General features: G+C 40.5%; 15 protein-coding genes. 3 read left to right on the forward strand and 12 right to left on the reverse strand.

All coding sequences use genetic code 11. The features are described 5' to 3' along the window. Positions 1 to 56: 56 nt before the first annotated feature. A complete protein-coding gene (locus AADY36_RS18365; RefSeq protein ID WP_054563120.1) occupies positions 57 to 563 on the reverse strand; it encodes a hypothetical protein in 507 nt (168 codons plus the stop codon). A 133-nt stretch (positions 564 to 696) separates the two neighbouring features. Here AADY36_RS18365 and AADY36_RS18370 point away from each other — a divergent pair, with 133 nt between their 5' ends. Beyond that, positions 697 to 1,707 (forward strand): alpha/beta hydrolase family protein, encoded by a 1,011-nt coding sequence (locus tag AADY36_RS18370; protein ID WP_342409432.1) that lies wholly within the window; start codon positions 697 to 699, stop codon positions 1,705 to 1,707. A 42-nt stretch (positions 1,708 to 1,749) separates the two neighbouring features. Here the strand turns inward: AADY36_RS18370 and AADY36_RS18375 are convergent, their stop codons facing one another. The 6 genes from AADY36_RS18375 to AADY36_RS18400 form a co-directional block, all read right to left on the reverse strand. Next, positions 1,750 to 2,895: a HupE/UreJ family protein gene (locus AADY36_RS18375; protein ID WP_342409433.1), complete on the reverse strand. Its 1,146-nt coding sequence runs from the start codon at positions 2,893 to 2,895 to the stop codon at positions 1,750 to 1,752. A 3-nt stretch (positions 2,896 to 2,898) separates the two neighbouring features. Then, a complete protein-coding gene (locus AADY36_RS18380) occupies positions 2,899 to 4,140 on the reverse strand; it encodes a DUF3500 domain-containing protein (protein ID WP_342409434.1) in 1,242 nt (413 codons plus the stop codon). A 293-nt stretch (positions 4,141 to 4,433) separates the two neighbouring features. Continuing rightward, positions 4,434 to 6,764, reverse strand: coding sequence for a S9 family peptidase (locus tag AADY36_RS18385; protein ID WP_342409435.1), 2,331 nt, complete (start codon positions 6,762 to 6,764; stop codon positions 4,434 to 4,436). A 94-nt stretch (positions 6,765 to 6,858) separates the two neighbouring features. After that, positions 6,859 to 7,659, reverse strand: a complete 801-nt coding sequence (locus AADY36_RS18390; protein ID WP_342409436.1) for a DODA-type extradiol aromatic ring-opening family dioxygenase — start codon at positions 7,657 to 7,659, stop codon at positions 6,859 to 6,861. Between the two features lie 112 nt (positions 7,660 to 7,771). Then, positions 7,772 to 8,404, reverse strand: a complete 633-nt coding sequence (gene tmpT / locus AADY36_RS18395; RefSeq protein WP_342409437.1) for a thiopurine S-methyltransferase — start codon at positions 8,402 to 8,404, stop codon at positions 7,772 to 7,774. Between the two features lie 9 nt (positions 8,405 to 8,413). Further along, entirely contained in the window at positions 8,414 to 8,902 is a 489-nt protein-coding gene (locus AADY36_RS18400) for a DUF2938 domain-containing protein (RefSeq protein ID WP_342409438.1), read from the reverse strand. 100 nt (positions 8,903 to 9,002) lie between these two features. On the opposite strand from AADY36_RS18400, the gene AADY36_RS18405 reads away from it, so the two are divergent. Then, positions 9,003 to 9,884: a LysR family transcriptional regulator gene (locus tag AADY36_RS18405; protein ID WP_055021229.1), complete on the forward strand. Its 882-nt coding sequence runs from the start codon at positions 9,003 to 9,005 to the stop codon at positions 9,882 to 9,884. Here the strand turns inward: AADY36_RS18405 and AADY36_RS18410 are convergent. Further along, complete coding sequence (locus AADY36_RS18410) at positions 9,879 to 10,454, reverse strand: DJ-1/PfpI family protein (protein WP_055021228.1); 576 nt, start codon at positions 10,452 to 10,454, stop codon at positions 9,879 to 9,881. The genes AADY36_RS18405 and AADY36_RS18410 overlap by 6 nt on opposite strands. A 126-nt stretch (positions 10,455 to 10,580) precedes the next feature. Here AADY36_RS18410 and AADY36_RS18415 point away from each other — a divergent pair, with 126 nt between their 5' ends. Next, entirely contained in the window at positions 10,581 to 11,285 is a 705-nt protein-coding gene (locus AADY36_RS18415) for a hypothetical protein (protein WP_054563110.1), read from the forward strand. 29 nt (positions 11,286 to 11,314) lie between these two features. On the opposite strand, the gene AADY36_RS18420 is transcribed toward AADY36_RS18415, so the two are convergent. The 4 genes from AADY36_RS18420 to AADY36_RS18435 all read right to left on the reverse strand — a co-directional run bounded on the left by AADY36_RS18420 (position 11,315) and on the right by AADY36_RS18435 (position 18,511). After that, positions 11,315 to 12,292: a hypothetical protein gene (locus tag AADY36_RS18420; RefSeq protein ID WP_342409439.1), complete on the reverse strand. Its 978-nt coding sequence runs from the start codon at positions 12,290 to 12,292 to the stop codon at positions 11,315 to 11,317. A gap of 1 nt (position 12,293) precedes the next feature. Continuing rightward, on the reverse strand, positions 12,294 to 13,760 hold the full coding sequence (gene rmuC, locus AADY36_RS18425; RefSeq protein ID WP_055198890.1) for a DNA recombination protein RmuC: 1,467 nt from the start codon (positions 13,758 to 13,760) through the stop codon (positions 12,294 to 12,296). Between the two features lie 229 nt (positions 13,761 to 13,989). After that, positions 13,990 to 17,133: a DEAD/DEAH box helicase gene (locus AADY36_RS18430; protein ID WP_054563107.1), complete on the reverse strand. Its 3,144-nt coding sequence runs from the start codon at positions 17,131 to 17,133 to the stop codon at positions 13,990 to 13,992. Positions 17,134 to 17,548: 415 nt separating this feature from the next. After that, positions 17,549 to 18,511 (reverse strand): hypothetical protein, encoded by a 963-nt coding sequence (locus tag AADY36_RS18435; protein ID WP_054563106.1) that lies wholly within the window; start codon positions 18,509 to 18,511, stop codon positions 17,549 to 17,551. Positions 18,512 to 18,516: the final 5 nt, after the last annotated feature.

Genomic DNA, 18,516 nt, shown 5'->3' on the forward strand with positions numbered 1-18,516 from the left:
AAGCCCCATTACAGATAAAGCCGCTTATTGCGGCTTTTTCTTTGCTAAAAGGTATATTAATCTTTGTTGTTATCTTCAAGAATAAGATTCTTTAAAATGGGTCGTACAACGACCAAGATTAAAGTAATGAGTACTATCGCGGCCGTTATTATGCGAACTAATCGGAGAAACCATTCAGTTTGATGAATAGGCCTATTTTCCTTTGCTTCTTGTGATTCAAGTAAGGCACATGCTTGCGGTATTGAACTAAATGTATCTTTATTTGGATAATCAAAGACGAAACCTACTTTAGCAAGTGCTAGCCTTGCTTGGTCTGAATGAAGAACATCAACGTACAAAATATGATTTTTAATATCAGCCTTGTAAGGGATCTCTTCAACGTCCAGTACATCAACTATCTTGACGGCATTGACTAAGCGCATATCTTGTACCAAAGGCCGGTATTCAGGAGCTCGAGACCATATAATTACAAATATAGCGAATACCAAGGATAAGCATAATAACCCCCACAAGGTGTAACGCTTAGGCAGAAACTCTAATATATGCGGCGGTTTATTGCTCATTATGACTTCCAATTCAATAAGTTAACTTTCATAATATAAAAGTTTTGATACGTAAAAAAGTAGTTATATACAAATAACCATCATTTAAGTTACTGTGGTTTAGTAACTTTTAGTCACCAATAAGGATGTTGTTGTGTATAAATTACTACTCTTTGCCAGCCTATTTCTCGCTGTTTTTTCTACCAGCGCAGCGAAAATTATCGATGATGAACACGTCACAAAAGAAACAGACTGCTTTACAGGTATCTTTGCTGACTATGATTCGTGGCATCAATTTATTGCGCAAAAGAATAAACGCAAAGCTAAAAACGAAGAAGCATACTTAAAGCGCATTAAAGCCTTTGAAGAAACCTTTCCACAAGATATGTTCGATAACTTTAAAACAAATTTAACCTGCCATAATTTTAAATATCAGGTCGATGATGTTGAGGTGCTTGGTTATATCATCAAACCTAAAGTCATCAAGAATAAGCTACCTGTGTTAATTTATAACCGCGGCGGTAACGGTAATTTTGGCAGTGTTTATTTTGCTGCAATGATGCGCAATTTCTTTCCTTTAGCAGAGCAAGGTTTTGTGGTTATCGGCAGCCAATACCGCGGTACATCAGCTAAAAATGATGACTTAGATGAATTTGGTGGCAGAGATGTTAACGACGTACTTGCGCTTATTGATTTTATTCCGCACATAGCAAGTGCAGATGAAAACCGTATTGGTATGTTAGGAGTAAGTAGAGGCGGCATGCAAACCCACCTTGCCATGCAACACACAAACAAGGTTAAAGCCATTGCAACCATTGCGGGGGCGACTGATTTAGTCAAAGAGCTTACGTTTAGACCTAACATGGAAAAACACGTGTATGTGCGTCGTATCCCCAATTATAAAGAGAACAAACAAGCAGAGCTTGAAGCACGCTCTGTGATGAACTGGGTTGATAAGCTATCGCCTAAAGTGCCCATTCTACTTATTCATGGCAGTGACGATAAACGAGTATCGGTCGAAAACTCTGTTCAATTTGCCAAAGCGCTAGATAAGTATCATATCCCCCATAAACTTGTGGTGTATGAAGGTGATAACCACTTTTTAATGAACCATAAAGAACAACTTGAATCAGAGCTAGTTAATTGGTTTAACACCTATTTATAACTTTGTTTTAAAAGTAAAAAGGGCCAAATAAGGCCCTTTTCATTACACGCTTCGCTCGATAATCCAATAACTCGCAGCCGCCATAGCCAGCACTGATAATGCAATTCGAATAGCACTATAAAAATAAGTTCTGGCAAGCATTGCTAGCACGGGTACAACGCAAATAACGATCAGTAACTGCACAGTTTCAATACCCAGGTTAAATGCAACCAATGCAACGATAATAGCCTGCGTATCAAACCCCATATGGCTCATTTCAATTGCGAATGCTTGCCCATGGATAAGCCCAAAAATAAATGCTATCCACATAGCTGACTGCGAAAAAATCGGCCTGATTGCATTCAACGCCGAAACTAAAATAGAGGTCGCTACCAAAATCTCAATTGGCTTTGCAGGAAATGAAATATACCCGAGCGTCGTCAGGGCTAACGTTAATGAGTGTCCGAGTGTAAAAAAGGTGACAATTTTAGCTACAGATATAACACATTGGCGCACAGGTGCCACTGATTGCCAGCGCTTATTGGCACTAACAAGAGGGGCTGGCAAAATTAAGCACAGTAAAAACAGCAAGTGATCTATACCGGCTGCAATATGGCTCATACCATTTAAAAACATCAGCTTAAACTGAGACCATGCAGTGATTTTTTCAGGCTCTATAAATAAGGTTTCGCGCTGATAGCGGATCAGGCCTATGGTTGCTATGTCTTGGCTTGCTTTAAGTACTTCATGCATATCGTTGCGATACGAAACATAAATTTTGTGAGTAACAACTCGGTGTAAAATGGCATTGTAATGCAAAGAAAAACCGCTGTTATCAAAATTATCTGGTTTGATAAAGTGCATTTTCATCACCATAAACAGTACGTTATCAAATTCATGAATAGCAAAATCATCAACCTTTTGCGCTGTTAACGGCTGAGAATTTTGTGCTGTGATACTCACATGTGTTTGCAGGTAGTCTTGTAAAGCCGAGAAATTAACCTGCTTTAGATCATCATTTTGTGAAGGAAATAGGCTTTCATCAGCTAAACGTAATTGATCGAGGGGTAAATAAATTTCGAGTTCAATCTGTGGTTTATGTGTATCAATAAACACAGCACTCGTTGAAGCAGAATGAGCAAAGGCTTTTGTACAAAAGAGGCTGACCAAAAAGGTCAGCCCAAATAGGAGATTAATTACTGTTTTCATGGCTTATAAATTATTACCATAATCCCAGCTCTTATCCCTGAACATTGTATGGTAATGAGTTTCATCACTGATAATCACCCCATTTTGACACGCCACCTCAATCCAAAGGTTAGGGCCATCAATACGCATATAAGTCCCGGCAACATCCACATCAACACCTGCCGATTCAGTGCCAGCCCAAGCAATATAGGTATCTGCATAAGCAGAACTCGTTACATAGCTAAGCGTTAAGTTTTCAACCACTTCTTCTGGGTAGTCGTTGATCCACTGCTCAATTGCCGCTGTAACCAATGCTTGTTGATCCTGCGTTAAACTTGAAACAAGCAACCCTTTGCGATTATCACCTGTAGGGTAATCAGTTGGTAACGTACCACTCCCGTTATCTGGGCCTACTAATACATCAGAATAGCTTTCACCGCTTAAGTAGGCTTCTTCAAGTTCTGATTCACTTAATGAATCAAACATAGCAACGAGGGCGTCACCTTCATCCGCAAGTGGAGCATAGCTTGCTGAGTCTATTTCAAAGCTGACTTTAGGTTCAGTACCAATATGGTTTGGCACAGGGTAACCGTCACCATTTAAATAAGTAATGTTATAAGCTAAGTGGTGACCACCTAACTGCAACATCCAGTCACCGCTCACATCTGGGTCGCCAAAAAACGCTAGATAATATTTACCAGATGAGTAAGCAGAACCGCCACCTAGCTCATTTAAGTAATCATCCGCAGCAATAGTACCTAAGAAATCTTGGTAGCCATCATCACTCAGTGCCGCTTTCGCAACCATCATGGCCGCTTCAAGTGATTCATCGTCTAATGCGCCAAGCTCAATACCATTACGACTTACATTGCCCGTCGGTAAGTTTGACCACACAGTTCTTGCTTCAGAGTCTGAGTAATCAAGCTGTAAATCAGCAAGTTCATCTTCATCTAATGTGTCGATTAATGCATTTGCAGCACATACCAGTGATTCAAGGCTGGTATCAAGCTCACAGTCGCCTAAACTGATATCGCTGAAATCACTGACACTAAGTGAGCCTGAACTGCTATCACTACCGCTGCTATCATCGCCACTATCGTCACTTCCGCTGTTATCAGAACCACTGCTATCACTGCTACTATCGCTGGTCGATGTATCTGTATCTGTATCTGATGACGATGATGAGTCACTGTCACCACAGGCAGCTAAGCTTGCTAATAACGCAAGCACTACCAATGATTGCAAAAAGCTTTTTCCTAATTTCATAACCAAATTCCCTACATGAATTATTGATTAAAAAATTACCATAGAGCCAAGGTTGAAAAGTGTAGAAAATGTGTAGATCAACAAGCAGATTATGGGGTTTTATTCACGAAATAAGCCCATCTAATGAGGCCTAAGGTCTAGTTTCATACTTTTAAATTGGTGCGAGTTATTTTGTGTTGCTCAATGTGAATAGCCCAAAACGTATCGCTTTTTATCTGTAACGGGGGTTTACAGTTTGCATAAAAAAACCGCAGCTTAATGTCTAAGCTGCGGTATTTTTTAATAAAGCATATTTACTTGTTAAGTAAATGCTTTTCGAAGAAGTTAGCCATCATAGTGTGATAGTGCAGGGTAGTGCCTTTACCTTCTCGTAGGCTGTGAGAACGGTTCGGGTAAGAGAAAAACTCGAACTGTTTATTGTGCTTAACTAATTCGTTAATTAAACGCTCTGAACCTTGGTAGTGTACGTTATCATCTCCGGTACCGTGGATCAGTAGCAACTTACCTTGCAGGTCTTTTGCAAAGGTGATCGGAGACGTGTTGTCGTAACTTTCAGGATCGGTATTTGGGTTACCTGCATAGCGCTCTTGGTAGATAGTATCGTACAAGCGAATATCTGGCACAGGGGCAGAGGCAATCCCAACTTTATATTTATCACCATGGCGGAATAACAAATTAAGCGTTGAACTACCACCACCTGAGTGACCCCATACACCGACACGGTCGGTATCAATGACATCCCAACGTTTTGCCATCGCATCAAGGGCGTCAACTTGGTCACGCACGGTAATAGAGCCTATTCTTTTATAGATAGATTTACGCCAATCTCTGCCTTTTGGTGCGCGCGTGCCGCGGTTATCTACTGAAGCAACAATAAAGCCTTGCTGAGTTAGATACGACTTGTATAAGTAACTGTTACCTTCCCAGCGATCTTGTACTGTTGAGCCCCACGGCTCACCGTAAACATAGAAAACGATTGGGTATTTTTTACTTTTGTCTATATTCGCTGGGAACATGATGTAGCCATCAAGCTCAACACCATCGCGCGCATTAACCGTAAAGAACTCGTGAGTCGGTAATTGCTCAGTCGCTAATTTCTCTTTTAATGCTTTGTTCTCAACTATGGTTTTCAAATTACTGTGATCGCTTACTTTAATGATCTCTTTCATTGGTGGGGTGCCAAATTTAGAGAAAGTATGCATTGCCCAAGAGGTATCTTTAGACATGTAGTAGCTGTTTGAACCATCGAATGACTCAGGCGTTACGCGCATCGGTTTAGAGCTGCCATCAAGCGAGGTACGGAATAAATAACGCTGACCAGGATCATCCGGTGATGCAGTAAAGTACATAACGTTTTTATCTTCGTTGAGCGCTAACATATCAATGATGTCGTACTCGCCCGGTGTTAAATCAACAACCGTTTTGCCATCGCGAGATACACGGTACAAATGACGCCAGCCATCACGCTCACTGTGCCAAATAAAGAACTTACCGTCTTTTGACCAGTTTGCTTTATAAAACCACTCAATAAAGGCATCGTCTTTATCTTCAAGAATTTTAGTCAGTTGCTGTTTTTGCCAGTCGAATAACCAAACCTTGTTGTGGCTTTGCGGACGGTTAAGATCTTGGATCATCAAAGATTCACCAGTGCCTGCCCAGCTAATACGTGGAATATAACGATCGCGATTATCACCACCTAGTTCAGCCCAACGGGTTTTCTTGTCATTAAGACTAACCACTCCCACTTTAACCGCTGAGTTCATCTCGCCGGCTTTTGGATACGGGAATTCTTTAAGGGTAGGGTAGAGCTCATCGGTGTTATTGATCATGGTGAAGTATTTCACGCCACTGGTATCAAGCTGCCAATAGGCAATTGATTTGTTGTCTGGACTCCAGCGGAAACCATCACGAATAGTAAATTCTTCTTCGTATACCCAGTCAAAATTACCATTAACAATGGTGTCGTTACCATCAGTGGTTAAAGCAGTCACTGCCTTGCTGCCCACTTTTTCCATGTAGATGTTGTTATCACGCACGTAAGCTACTTTTGAGCTATCTGGTGAGAACTTAGCAAACATTAGCTTTTTCGCTTCGATGTTTTCGCCACCTAACTGATATAGCGAATCAGTTTCGAGGTTTAAAAGCCAAAAATCACCACGGCTACGTGAGCGCCACACTTGCTCGCCATTGGTAAAAACCATCAGCCATTTACCATCTTTAGACCATTGATAGCTTTCAACGGTGAGTGGCTCTTTATCACCTTTGGGAATTAATTTTTCGTAACTAACAAGTACCTTACGACCCGTCCCATCGGCGTTATAAAACACAATATCATTGCCTTTTACGCCGTGCTCATCGTCTTTAGCTTTGTCGTCTTGGCTGTTTTTATCGCTTTCGCGCTCTTCAAGTACTGTGTAGCCAGTACCATCATCGAGCCACGTAAAATAGGTGCTACGCTCAGCTTTAAAGTCTTTTTCTTTATAAATTTGTTCAAGCGAGAGCGGGTTAGCCGTTGCGTTCACTGTTGCTGATGGGGTGCTAGCTTGCTCTGTAGTTGAGCATGCCTGCAAACCTAAACCCGCAACCACAGCAAACGCAAGGGTTGATGTTTTTATTAAGTTCATTTTGTTGTTCCTAGGTTTTAACTTACCTAGCGTACCAAATTAGATGAATAAAATCTGAGTCTTTGTCGTGTTATCTGGGGGGTTGAACTTAAACTTAATCGTCCCACAAGAACATACTGGCTTGCTTGTTGGCAATACGTAGTTCGTAGATATCACTACAAGGGCGCATCGCCGCACCATAGCAAACATGTAACGGCAATAAGTGCTCCTCTCGAGGATGGCTAAAACGCGCCGCAGGGGCCATTTGCCATTCTAATAGTTTAGCTTGTCGCTGCTGTTCACTCAGCTCAGTATTGCCACATACATCAACTAGCCATTGCTCAAAAGCCATATTTTGCGCTTTAATTTCAGCGGTTTCTGGCGTGAAAAATGCGCGCATATTATGAAAAGTAAAGCCAGAGCCAATGATCAATAAATTATCGTAATCAAGCTGTTGTAAAGCCTCACCTATCGCTAGGTGTAAGCTTGGCTCAAGGCTTGGATGTAACGACAATTGCACACAAGGTATATCTGCTTTTGGATACATAATCTTCAAAGGCACATACATACCGTGATCAAAGCCACGAGATGGGTTTAATGCGCTATCGATATTAGCTTTTGCCAATGCATGATGTACTTTTTCGGCAAGGGCAGGTTCACCTGGGCTTGGGTACTCAATGCTGTAAGCAGGCTCAGGAAAACCATAGTAATCATAAATTAGCCCAGGAGCAGAGCTCGAAGTGATACTAATTGGGTTCGCTTCCCAGTGTGCACTCACCATCAAAATAGCAGATGGCTTTTTAATTTTTGCGGCAATAGACTGTAAACAAGTGACCATATCGGCATGACTTGGATCGCCCAGTAAAGGCATAGGACCGCCGCCATGTGAAACAAAGAAAACGCGTGGCTTTTGCATAAATGTACTCCTTAAATACGCAAATCACTATAGTGCACGCACAGAGGTACAATAACTAGCCACAAAAACGCACAGCTAGGGTGTGAATTTACACACCACTAGTTTGTAAGTACTAACTTAAATTCCAAGCTACGTTCATGGCAGGGACTTGCCCTTTTAAGCCACCTTCGAGAGGTTCTTTGCACAGTAATGTTAGTTGATAAAAAGCATCGTAGTGCTGATGTAGTTCATCGGAGACCACACTAAACGGCGGACCCGAAAACTCACTTTGCTGATATTCAAATACCACCACTAACTGCGTTGCTCTATTGGTTAATTCAAGTAAATGCTGGGTATAGCGAATGCGCACTGGCTTTGGTAACGCAACTAAGGCGGCACGGTCATAAACCGCGTTGATAGTGCCAAGTTCATTCGCGGTAAGTGCAAAAATATCACCCACCCAAACGGTTAGATTTGCGCCTTGGTAACGTAATAGTTCACCGTGTTGGCTAACTTCGGGTTCTAGCTTTAACTCATCAAATAACTGCTTAATGGCAATCTCACTAAGTTCTGCCCCAACAACACGCATACCTTGCGCTAGCAAATAATGAATGTCGTGAGTTTTTCCGCACAGTGGTACAAAAACAGTATCGCCTTGCTGTAAATTCAAGTTAGTAAAATACTGATCTAGATAACGGTTAACGTCTCCTTCATGAAAACCAATTTCGTTATTTTCCCAACGTTGATGCCAATGCTTTGCGTCCATTACATACTCCTAAATAAATTGAATGAATTGAGCTGATAAATATATTCCGACACCAAAAAGTAGGTGAGTTACAGCACTTTTTAAACGGGCTTGGAGTGGGTTTGCGGTTTTCGTAGCCATTATCCCCATCCCTAAAGCGGGCTGCATAGCAAAAAATGGCATACATACGCTAGCTAATCCAAATATACATGCAGCGATTAAGGTGGGCTGTTCAAGCCAAGCAATACCGACCAGTAATATAAATAGAAACGAAAATAAAACACCAATAAAGTAGTGTAAACACCACCCAAACACGCACTCAAACTGCTTAACTGGACTAGTTGCTATATTCAGGTGCTTAAACTTTCCATCTAATAAACCCAAGCCCCAACGGCCAACTAAACAAAAGTTTAATGACGGTATCTTAAACACTTTAGCCAGCACAAAAGCATAAAGATCAATGAACAAAGTCGCCGCTATGCCTACAAAAGTTATCACATAAATATCATTAACACTCATAATTAGATGCTCTTAAATGATTTAATAAAAGACATGATATCTAATTGCAAAAATGCTAAAAATAGCAAGATAAACAAACTATGATTGCATAAATGAGAACATGATTGACGATATTGCCCTATTCATACAGATTGTTAAACAAGGCGGCCTACGTAATGCGGCTGAGAGCTTGTCGTTGCCTACCGCAACTGTATCGAGACGCTTGCAACGACTTGAGCAACGCCTAGGCGAACAGCTTTTGAATCGCTCAGCAAGGCAATGTACGTTAACACAAGCAGGAGAGGTATATTTTCAAAGTTATGTTGAATTAATTGAGCAATTTGAACAAACTCACCGCCAGCTTAATGATCAAAAAGCACAATTATCAGGAAAGCTTAAAGTTTTAGCACCTCTGAATATTAGTCATGGTTTCTTAAAGCCGATGTGGCTCGCATTTACTAAACAATACCCTGATATTCAACTTGAGCTATTGCTTAATAATAAACTTGAAGATCTGAGTAAAAGCCAAGCTGATATAGCAATAAGAGTAGGGCCGCAGGCTGATTCTATGCTCCATCAGAAAAAGTTAGGCAGTGTTGATACCTTATTTGTTAGCACTAAAGCATACCTTAATTCGGCATCTGCCATAGAAGAGCCTGCTGATTTAAAACAACATAGGTTAATTGGTACCACGTTGCGAAATAAGTGGCAGCTAACCAATACACAAACGAATGCAACTTATACTCACATGTGCCGATTTGCTAGTACTTTTAACGATACTGGATTTGTAAAATACTTAGTTTGTGATGAGCAAGGTATCGCCTTGTTACCTCGGTTTGAGGTTATAGATGAATTAAAATCTCAGCAGCTAGTTCAAGTACTGCCACACTGGCGAGGAGAAAACCGCGACATTTATGCAATCTGGCCAAGCGCACGTTTACTGAGTAAAAAGGCTGCCTGTTTAAAACAGTTTATAACCGACTATATTGCTGAACAATTATAAAGTCTGCCATTGATATTCCATCTGTTTGGCAGTCAGTAGGGCGTGTTCGTAACTAATAAACTCAGCGACTAACGCTAGGCTCATATCAATGCCAGCAGAAATTCCCCCAGAGCTGGTAAACTTACCATCGGTGATCCAACGAGTATCTGAAATCACATTGAGCTCAGAAAACAAAGCAGCCAACTCTGGTTGATCTTGCCAATGAGTCGTGACATTTTTACCGTTCAAAAGCCCTGTTTTAGCAATCAAAAATGCCCCCGTACAAACAGAGGCAACACGCTTGGTGTTAGTGGCTGTGTGTTTTAACCAAGTAATAACCTCTGCTTTTTCCAGCTCTCGTGTATGGTCGCCACCAACCACAACAAGGAGATCAAGCGAAGGGCAGTCAGCAAAGCTGTAATGGGGGTTTACACTATAACCGCCGCGGGCAAGTACAGGACTATCACTTTCGGCAATTAAACTCACTTGCCAATCATTATTCGCTAGGCGCTTAGCAGTACTAAACACCTCAAACGGACCTGAGAAATCGAGTACTTCGGCATCATCATAGATGTAAATTCCAATATTCATACAATTGTTCCTATTATGTGGATTTATTTCTCAAGTAAAAAAACGTACTATGCCATTTTTGCAGTTCGTTAATGACATATTATTAAATTGCGCACTGTATACAAACAAAACTTCAAGGCATTGTTAATGCGTTTTTTATTCTTATTGAGCGTGCTGCTGGTTGGTTGTAAAACAACACAGCAAAGCGTTGCTGAAATTAGTGAAGTATCGCCGGGCACTATTTATTTTCAGGGCGAAACATCAAAGCAAAATGTTGAAAAGTTCGAACAGTTATTAGTAAGTAGCGATCAACAAATCAACACCTTAGTTATTAATAGCCAAGGTGGTGATGTGATGGCGGGTTTACATTTAGGTGGCTTAGTTCATGAATATCAACTCGATGTTGTGGTACACGAGCTTTGTGCATCGTCTTGTGCCAACTATGTACTTACCGCAAGCCCACATGTCCTCGTTGAAGAGCAAGCCGTTATCGGCTGGCATGGGGGCTCATTACAGCCATTATACGTGCCCATGGAGCAACCGCCTGAGGTCGCTAGCTATATAGCAAAATGGCAAGCAGCAGAGCGACAATTCTTCGATATCATTAATGTTGAACAGGCGGTTACTATCATAGGTATGATGCCTGGTATTACAGAGAAACGTGATTCTGCTATTTATAGTTACGACGCTCAAACCCTGAAGCGTTTAGGGTTGCATATTGAGTTTGCTGGTGCGCAAACAGGGATGTCAGCAAGTGGCGAAAAACTAGCGCAGGTTTTCGAACTTGAAGAGTCTGTACTTAACCACTTTTTGATGCTCAACGATATTGTTTCAGCAGAACTTATTAACTAATAAAAAGCCCACATGACGTTGGCTTTTTATTAGTTATGTTGGCTAAGCCAAGAGTGGATTTGTTTAGCACTTCTTGGTGACACTATTTCAGCACGACGTTTTAATTCTTTATGCCACGTCAGATCATTTAAAGCCGCATCACTTAATGGTGCATTTCTATCTGTGTTTTTTAGCACATAATAAGCATCTGCAACATCCGCAAGGCTTACATTGTTATTTACCGCAAAGCGCTTAGACATTGACGCTAAGGGCATATTCAACGAACTATTAGCCGATAAAGGGATCAAGCTGTCCGCAGGGTATGATGATGCAATACCATCGTTTTTCATCGCTGGCCAAACAGTGTATGTGGAGCCCGGTTTTTGCTGCTCAAGTAATGCAATTACAGAACTAAAAGGCGAAGTTTGATTGTTTATAACTACCGGCTTTTTAAACGTGTGAAATGCACCAAAGAGTAAGATTGCACGGCGATGCTTAGCGACAACATGCTGATTTATTGCCTCTAAATAGCCAGTTTCACGGCTACTTTCTAGCTTTTGCCAATCCTCTTTAGAGAGGGTTTGCCAGTTCATTGCAGGCTCAGCAAGGACAAGACGAACTTTATGTTCACGGGTACTATTAAGCTGTTTTAACTTTAAAACTAATTGCTCATAAACATCATATTGCCATGCCATAAAATACAAGGTGTCGCGCCAAATGTGCCTTACGTCATCAATGCTTATATTCTGTTTGCTCAACAAATATTGATCAGCTAAATCTTGATACCGCGCATTACCAAACTCAACGACAAGATCATCAAGCTGCTGCCAGTTACTAGGCTCATCTAAGTATTTAATAAGCCTAGTAACAACATGCTCGCTGCCATGAACATCACCAATTGCAACGAGTTTATTAGCGTGTAACGCTTTATTAAGTTGGCTGCCGTAATCATAATTTGCAGCTTTGACAGTACTTGCAAAACATACATATGCAAGGACAACAAACCCGATGCGCTTTAAAACCTGCATATTAATCTAACTCTAATTGGGCCTTTTCAACAGTTTCCGCGGGTAACTCTTTTTGAACAGAAACCCCCAACTCTTTGAACTCAGAGGCCTGCTTAATCAAGTTTCCTTTACCGCGGTACAGCTGAGAAAACGCTTTATCATAGCTTTCTTTGGCGCGGTCTAATTGCTTACCAACCCCTTCCATACTGGTTAGGAAACCATTGAGCTTGTTGTAAAAACGCTCAGCACGGGCGGCAAGCTCTTTTGAGTATTTAGTTTGCTCTTCAAAACGCCACAATTGTTTTACGATGTTCAAGCTAGTCAATAAGGTCGTTGGAGTTGCAACTAAGATATTTTTTTCGATTGCTTGCTGATAGATATCACTCTGGTACTTAAGCGCTTCAACAAATGCTGACTCTATTGGTACAAACATGATCACCACTTCAGGTGAGTTAATACCTGGTAGTCTGTCGTAGGCTTTGCTTGCTAACTCGTTTATACGTGATTGCACCGCAGTGACATGCTCTTTAAGCGCTTGCTCCGCCTCAAGCTCTGTATCGGCATTTACATAGCGCGTATACGCGTTTAAAGAAGTTTTAGCATCGATAACTAAATGACGTTGCTGAGGTAAATACACCATAACATCTGGGCGTAAACGGCCATCTTCGGTGTTAAACGACACTTCACGTTGATAATCCACTCCAGCACGCAGCCCTGCGCTGTCTAGTACATTTTCAAGCATTAACTCCCCCCAATTACCTTGGGTTTTCTTTTGCCCTTGTAATGCGGTGCTCAGCCTATCAGCTTGTTCGGTGATGGCTTGGCTTTTAGCCTGTAAATGCAATAACTCAGTTTTTAGTGCTGCACGCTGCTTTAGATCTTCCACGTGGATCAATTCCATCTTATCGCGAAAGCCTTTTAGCTCACCCTGAACCGGTTTTAAAAGTTGCTCAATACTCTCTTGGTTTAAGGTTTTGAAACGTTGTGATTTTTCTTCAAGGATTTGATTAGCGAGGTTTTCAAACTCTTTTTTGAGTTGCTCTTTGCTTTCTTTGATATGACTAAGCTGCTCTTTAAAATGCAGTTCTTTTTGCTCTATAGTGCTTCGTAAGGTACTTAAATCAACATCGCGCTGATTAAGTGCAGCTTTAGTATCAGCAAGCTCAGCTTCAACTTGACGCCAAAACTGGTTGTATTGTTGTGCTTGCTTTTCTTGTTCTACAAAGCGGGTTTTAAAGTGTTGAGACTCATCACGTTGCTCAGCGTAATCTTGCTGTAACTGCGCAAGCGTAAGTTGGCTTTGTTCAAGTTGCAGCTGCTTTTGTTCTAAATGATTTTGCTGGATTTGCTGACTATTTTGCAGTTCGGTTAACTGATTTTTTAAGCGACTTTTTTGTAAGGCAAAAATAACACCACTTGCAACAGCACCTACAGCAGCACCAAGCACGCCACTTTGCCAATTAATCTGTGCAATCAGCTCTGTAATCATAACGAAAACTCAATAACTTAAAGACACATCATCATAACGAATTAGTGCTCAGCAGAGTAGGGGGTTTAGGCATAAAAAAAGCCAGCTCAAAGTGAGCTGGCTCTAACATTACTAAAATTTAGTAACCAAATGGGAAATCAACATAATGCTTATGTAAACTGCAATTTAACAACAAGCATAATAATAGACGCCCCAAAATTTGATTAGTTCAAAAAAACTTTAAAAAAATTTAATTTTTTATCAGAGCAAGCATTTGCTCTTCATCAAATTGAGTAAAACTCATTGATTTTTCTGTAAATAATGCATCAACAAGAGCTTGCTTATGCTGCTGCATTTTAAATACTTTTTGTTCAATTGAGTTAGCCATAATCAATTTATAAACAAACACAGGGTTAGTTTGGCCAATACGGTAGGCACGATCTGTCGCTTGTTTCTCAACAGCAGGGTTCCACCAAGGATCAAAATGAATCACAGTATCGGCTTGAGTTAGGTTTAGCCCTGTACCACCGGCTTTAAGGCTAATTAAGAATACGGATGTATCACCTTGAGTAAACTCTTCGATAACACGGTCGCGGTGTCTTGTTTGCCCGGTAAGCATACTAAAACTGATACCTAATTCATTTAATCGCTCTGCTATGACATCAAGTGCCATGGTGAATTGACTGAATATAATCACCTTACGACCTTCGCTAAGCATGATAGGCAAATGCTTAGATAACCATTCAAGTTTGGCGCTGCCAGCCTGTGAACTAGGGTCGATCAATTTTGGATGACAACAGATTTGTCTGAGCTTTAATAATGCATCTAAAAAGGCTAGCTTACTTTTTTGTACACCTTGCTGTGCAAATAGGTCGACTAATTTCTGTTCTAAAGATTCAGTTATACCGGTGTAAATTTCCTTTTGTTTGCTCTCAAATTCAAACTCTTTAACTAGCTCAGTCTTCTCTGGGAGCTCTTGCGTTACCTGTGCTTTAGTACGACGCAAGATAAATGGCATGATCAACGACTTAAGTTCATCAGCTCGGGCAACGTCGTTATCACGCTCAATAGGCGTTTGAAAATAGCTCTTAAAATGTGCTTGCGAACCAAGTAAAGAAGGCATTGCAAAGTCGAGCAAAGATTTAAGCTCAAATAAGTTATTTTCTATAGGCGTGCCGCTTAAGCAGAGCTTAAAGTCTGCATTAAGGCGCTTAACCAAGCGTGAAACCTGCGCAGCGTCGTTTTTAATATATTGCGCTTCATCAAGAATGATGTTTTCAAAATACAGCGGCGAATAAAAGGCAATATCACGCTTCAATAGAGGATAAGTTGTTAAAATACAATCTGCTTGCGACAACTGTTGTAATTGGTCGCTGCGCGCAGCACCGAAGACGGTGGTAATTTTTAAGTTACTCGCAAATTTATTAATTTCACTTTGCCAGTTACCAACCAAGCTGGTTGGGCAAACAATTAACGTTGGGCCTGCTTGTGGTGATTGCTTGGCATTAGCTAAAAAGGCAATAACTTGTAGGGTTTTACCTAGCCCCATGTCATCAGCCAAAATACCACCAAGCTGGTGACGTTTTAAAAAGTTAAGCCAATCAACACCGTGTTGTTGATACTCACGCAATTGCACACCCTGGTTTAAGCCTTGAATATCGGACTTTTTAATAAGCTGTTGTGAGCTATTTAATTCCGATAGATAAGCATCTAGAGCATCGTCAACAATATTAACCTTAATTGCTTTTTGCTCGATGAGCTTAGGCAAAAACGACAAAGGCATTAAGATTTCGTCACGGGTTTTAATATGCTCAAAACGTTCACGATAATCATTAAGCTGCATCATCGCGGCCTTTTCAACCACAGCAAAGCGTTTTCCTACAGTAAAGTAATAAAAGCGCTCACTTTGTCGATTAAGCGATTGATAAGTATTGTTATCAGTAACAAACAATTGTTGAGTTTTAACACCAGAGATCACGATTTTACTAACTATCTGATGACCTTTACCACGCTCAATTTGCAGTGAAAGTTGTTTAAGGACTTTGCCGACAGCTAACTCATCATTAATTTTCCAACCACGTTTTAATAAGTTTGGAATTATTTCAAACTTTAACCAATGTTCATGAATAACTGATTGTTTATTAAAGATAAACTCTGTTTGTAAAGCCCCTTTACATAATTCAAAGCCAAGGTTAGTTAATTCATTTACAACGGTATTTTCTAATGATTGGTTTAGTATTTCAGCTGGCGCCTGGCTTAAATCATACAAAGAGTTTTGATAATTAAACTGCAATCCTAAGCGGATTGTGCCCTCGTCATTATTGATACTGATGACAGGGAATACAGTTCGAGCTAGGCTTTTTTTGCTTTCCTTAAATGCATGAGGGATCACACCTTCACCAAAATTATCATTCAGCTGTTGATAAACGCGGTCAAAGTTCTCTGTGTGAATAGCAGGCATATTGGTAAGTAACGCTATTTCATCAGCCGTTAACGGAGTACGAATTCGGCCTACTTTTAGCTTCTCAGGGTCAAGGTAAGTAGGGGGTGTTGTTTTTAACAATAACCAATTATCTTGCCCAGCAAGCGTCATGCTCAATGACGTTAAGTCTTTGTTTTGTTTCCAATCAAACTCTAACGCTTGCATACTGTCAGCTTTAATTGCTTGGCGCGAACGGCCTAAAAACAAACGCTGGGTGGCAATTAATTGCTGTAGTGCTGCAAAGCCCCATTGACCTTTAAGCTCTAGTTTACCAAGGGCATTCTGAGAACGGATCCAGCTATATAACCGAAAGTCAGATTCTAATAAATCAGTAGGGGTTACAAAACTATTTAATTGCTGCTCGGTAAGGTTACGACCAAGAGTATAGTTATGCTCAGCGTCATAATTAGCTATTTTAGGGGTAAGGGTTACAACAGATTTCTCTACATCAAGAACAAATAATAGAACCTGTTTGGCATTGTCATTAGTAACTTGCTTAAGGGTTTTTAGCTCACTAAACCAATCGTTAATGATGTAGTCTTCGCCGTAGTCACCTGAATGTTCAATTTTGAGTTTTAGGAGCACAGCTGCAATATGGCGGCATTTAGTTTTAGAACCACAAGTACAATGCGAATCGACCGAAAAACCACTTGGTAATTTACTGATCTCAATATGCTGAGTAAAGGTATTTCCTTCGTTACCAAACATAGATGCATCAATAACGCTAAAATCACTGTTATGTTCTAACCAGTTGATTTGGCCGTTCTGGTGATACTCTTTTGCTTTACTTAACACATGCGGCTTAAATAGCTGTTTGATGAAGCGCTCAGACAGAGGAAACTGAGTTTCTTGCTCTTGTTTGATTTCTTCAAAGATAGCTAATAAGTCATTTTTGGATAAGTTAGCAGACATAACGCTTTTGGCAGTAAAAACAAAAAATAATTCTGCCAGTATATGATCTATCGGCCCAGAGCTAAAGCACTATTGAGCAATATTGGACTGGTTGGAGCTGATAACTTGGTAAAAATCTGCTTTAAAATAAAATCAAAGCTGAAAACTGACATACTGAGCATTTAACAAACAACAATCGCACAAGATATAAACAGGTTAATAACAAGGTAGGGGCTTTACAGATCAATTTTTTACTAAGCAATCTAATTATGAAACGAAAAACCCTGTAAAGGGGTTATTAGTTGGTAAAAAACTGATCTGAGAGTGTAATAAGTACCAATTTTACTGGTAATAGATCACTATTTTACTAACGAAAGGGAAGGGGAGATCACGCTTTTACTAACAGTAAAAGCGTGAGAGATCATTCTTTTACTAACTAATTAAAGCTATTTAATAGCTTAGTTAGCTGCTCTAAGCGTTTGTCTGTCATCACTTTATTATCGATTTTCACAGATAAATCACCGCTTTTGATGTTACGTTGTACGCTCACAAATTCACTATCAATAAGGGCTTCACGACGGCTTGGCGCTGCTGGCTCAGCAGTTAATAGCTTGGTAATTGCAAGAGCACGTTTATCATCGCTGCTGATTTGCGCTATTTCGCTATCACTACTTACGTCATTTACAAGCTTGGTAAACAGCTGCTCGTCACGCTCTTTGGCACTGATAAGCTTTTTAGCTACTTCACGGCCAACATGATTCGCAGTAGGGTAAAGACTTAAAACCTCAGAAGGTAGATTCTCATAAGCTTTGATAGCGTCAGCAATCGCAGTGTGTGATACACCTTCAATTGCCGCAATCTCACGATAAGAGCCTTTTTTACCATCAGCAATAAGCTCATCACGGGTCTGTTGATATGCTTGACCTAGCTCCCATAGACTTGGGGCAATGTATTGATCAGATGATACAGCAAGAATTTTAGCATCTTGATCTGTGAAATCTTCAGAGCTTAAAACTAAGTAATCAGAGTTACTTAAGATACATGCTTTTCGACGACGAGAACCTGCTAATACAAGCATTTCATCACCTTTATCCCAACATAGGGCAGGGTGCTGGTTACGGCCGTCTTCGGCAATTGCAGGAAGGATATCGGCAACTGACTTTTCATTTAGTAATGATTGTACACGGCGGTTTTTACCATAGACCTTTGTTTTAGCTTCAATTTCTGAGCTTGGAATAACCTTACACACCAAAGTAATTTGACGTGTAGGATCGCTTGGAGCAGGCATACTGATAACATCACCAGCTGAAGCTTGCTCTAGCAAAGCATCTAAACTGCTACTTTCGATAGACGTTGAAAAAGGGTCTAAGCTGGTATCATTTTTACGTTTTTTAGCCATTTTTA

The sequence above is a fragment of the Pseudoalteromonas sp. D15MCD-2 genome (assembly GCF_038562745.1).
Taxonomy (GTDB): domain Bacteria; phylum Pseudomonadota; class Gammaproteobacteria; order Enterobacterales; family Alteromonadaceae; genus Pseudoalteromonas.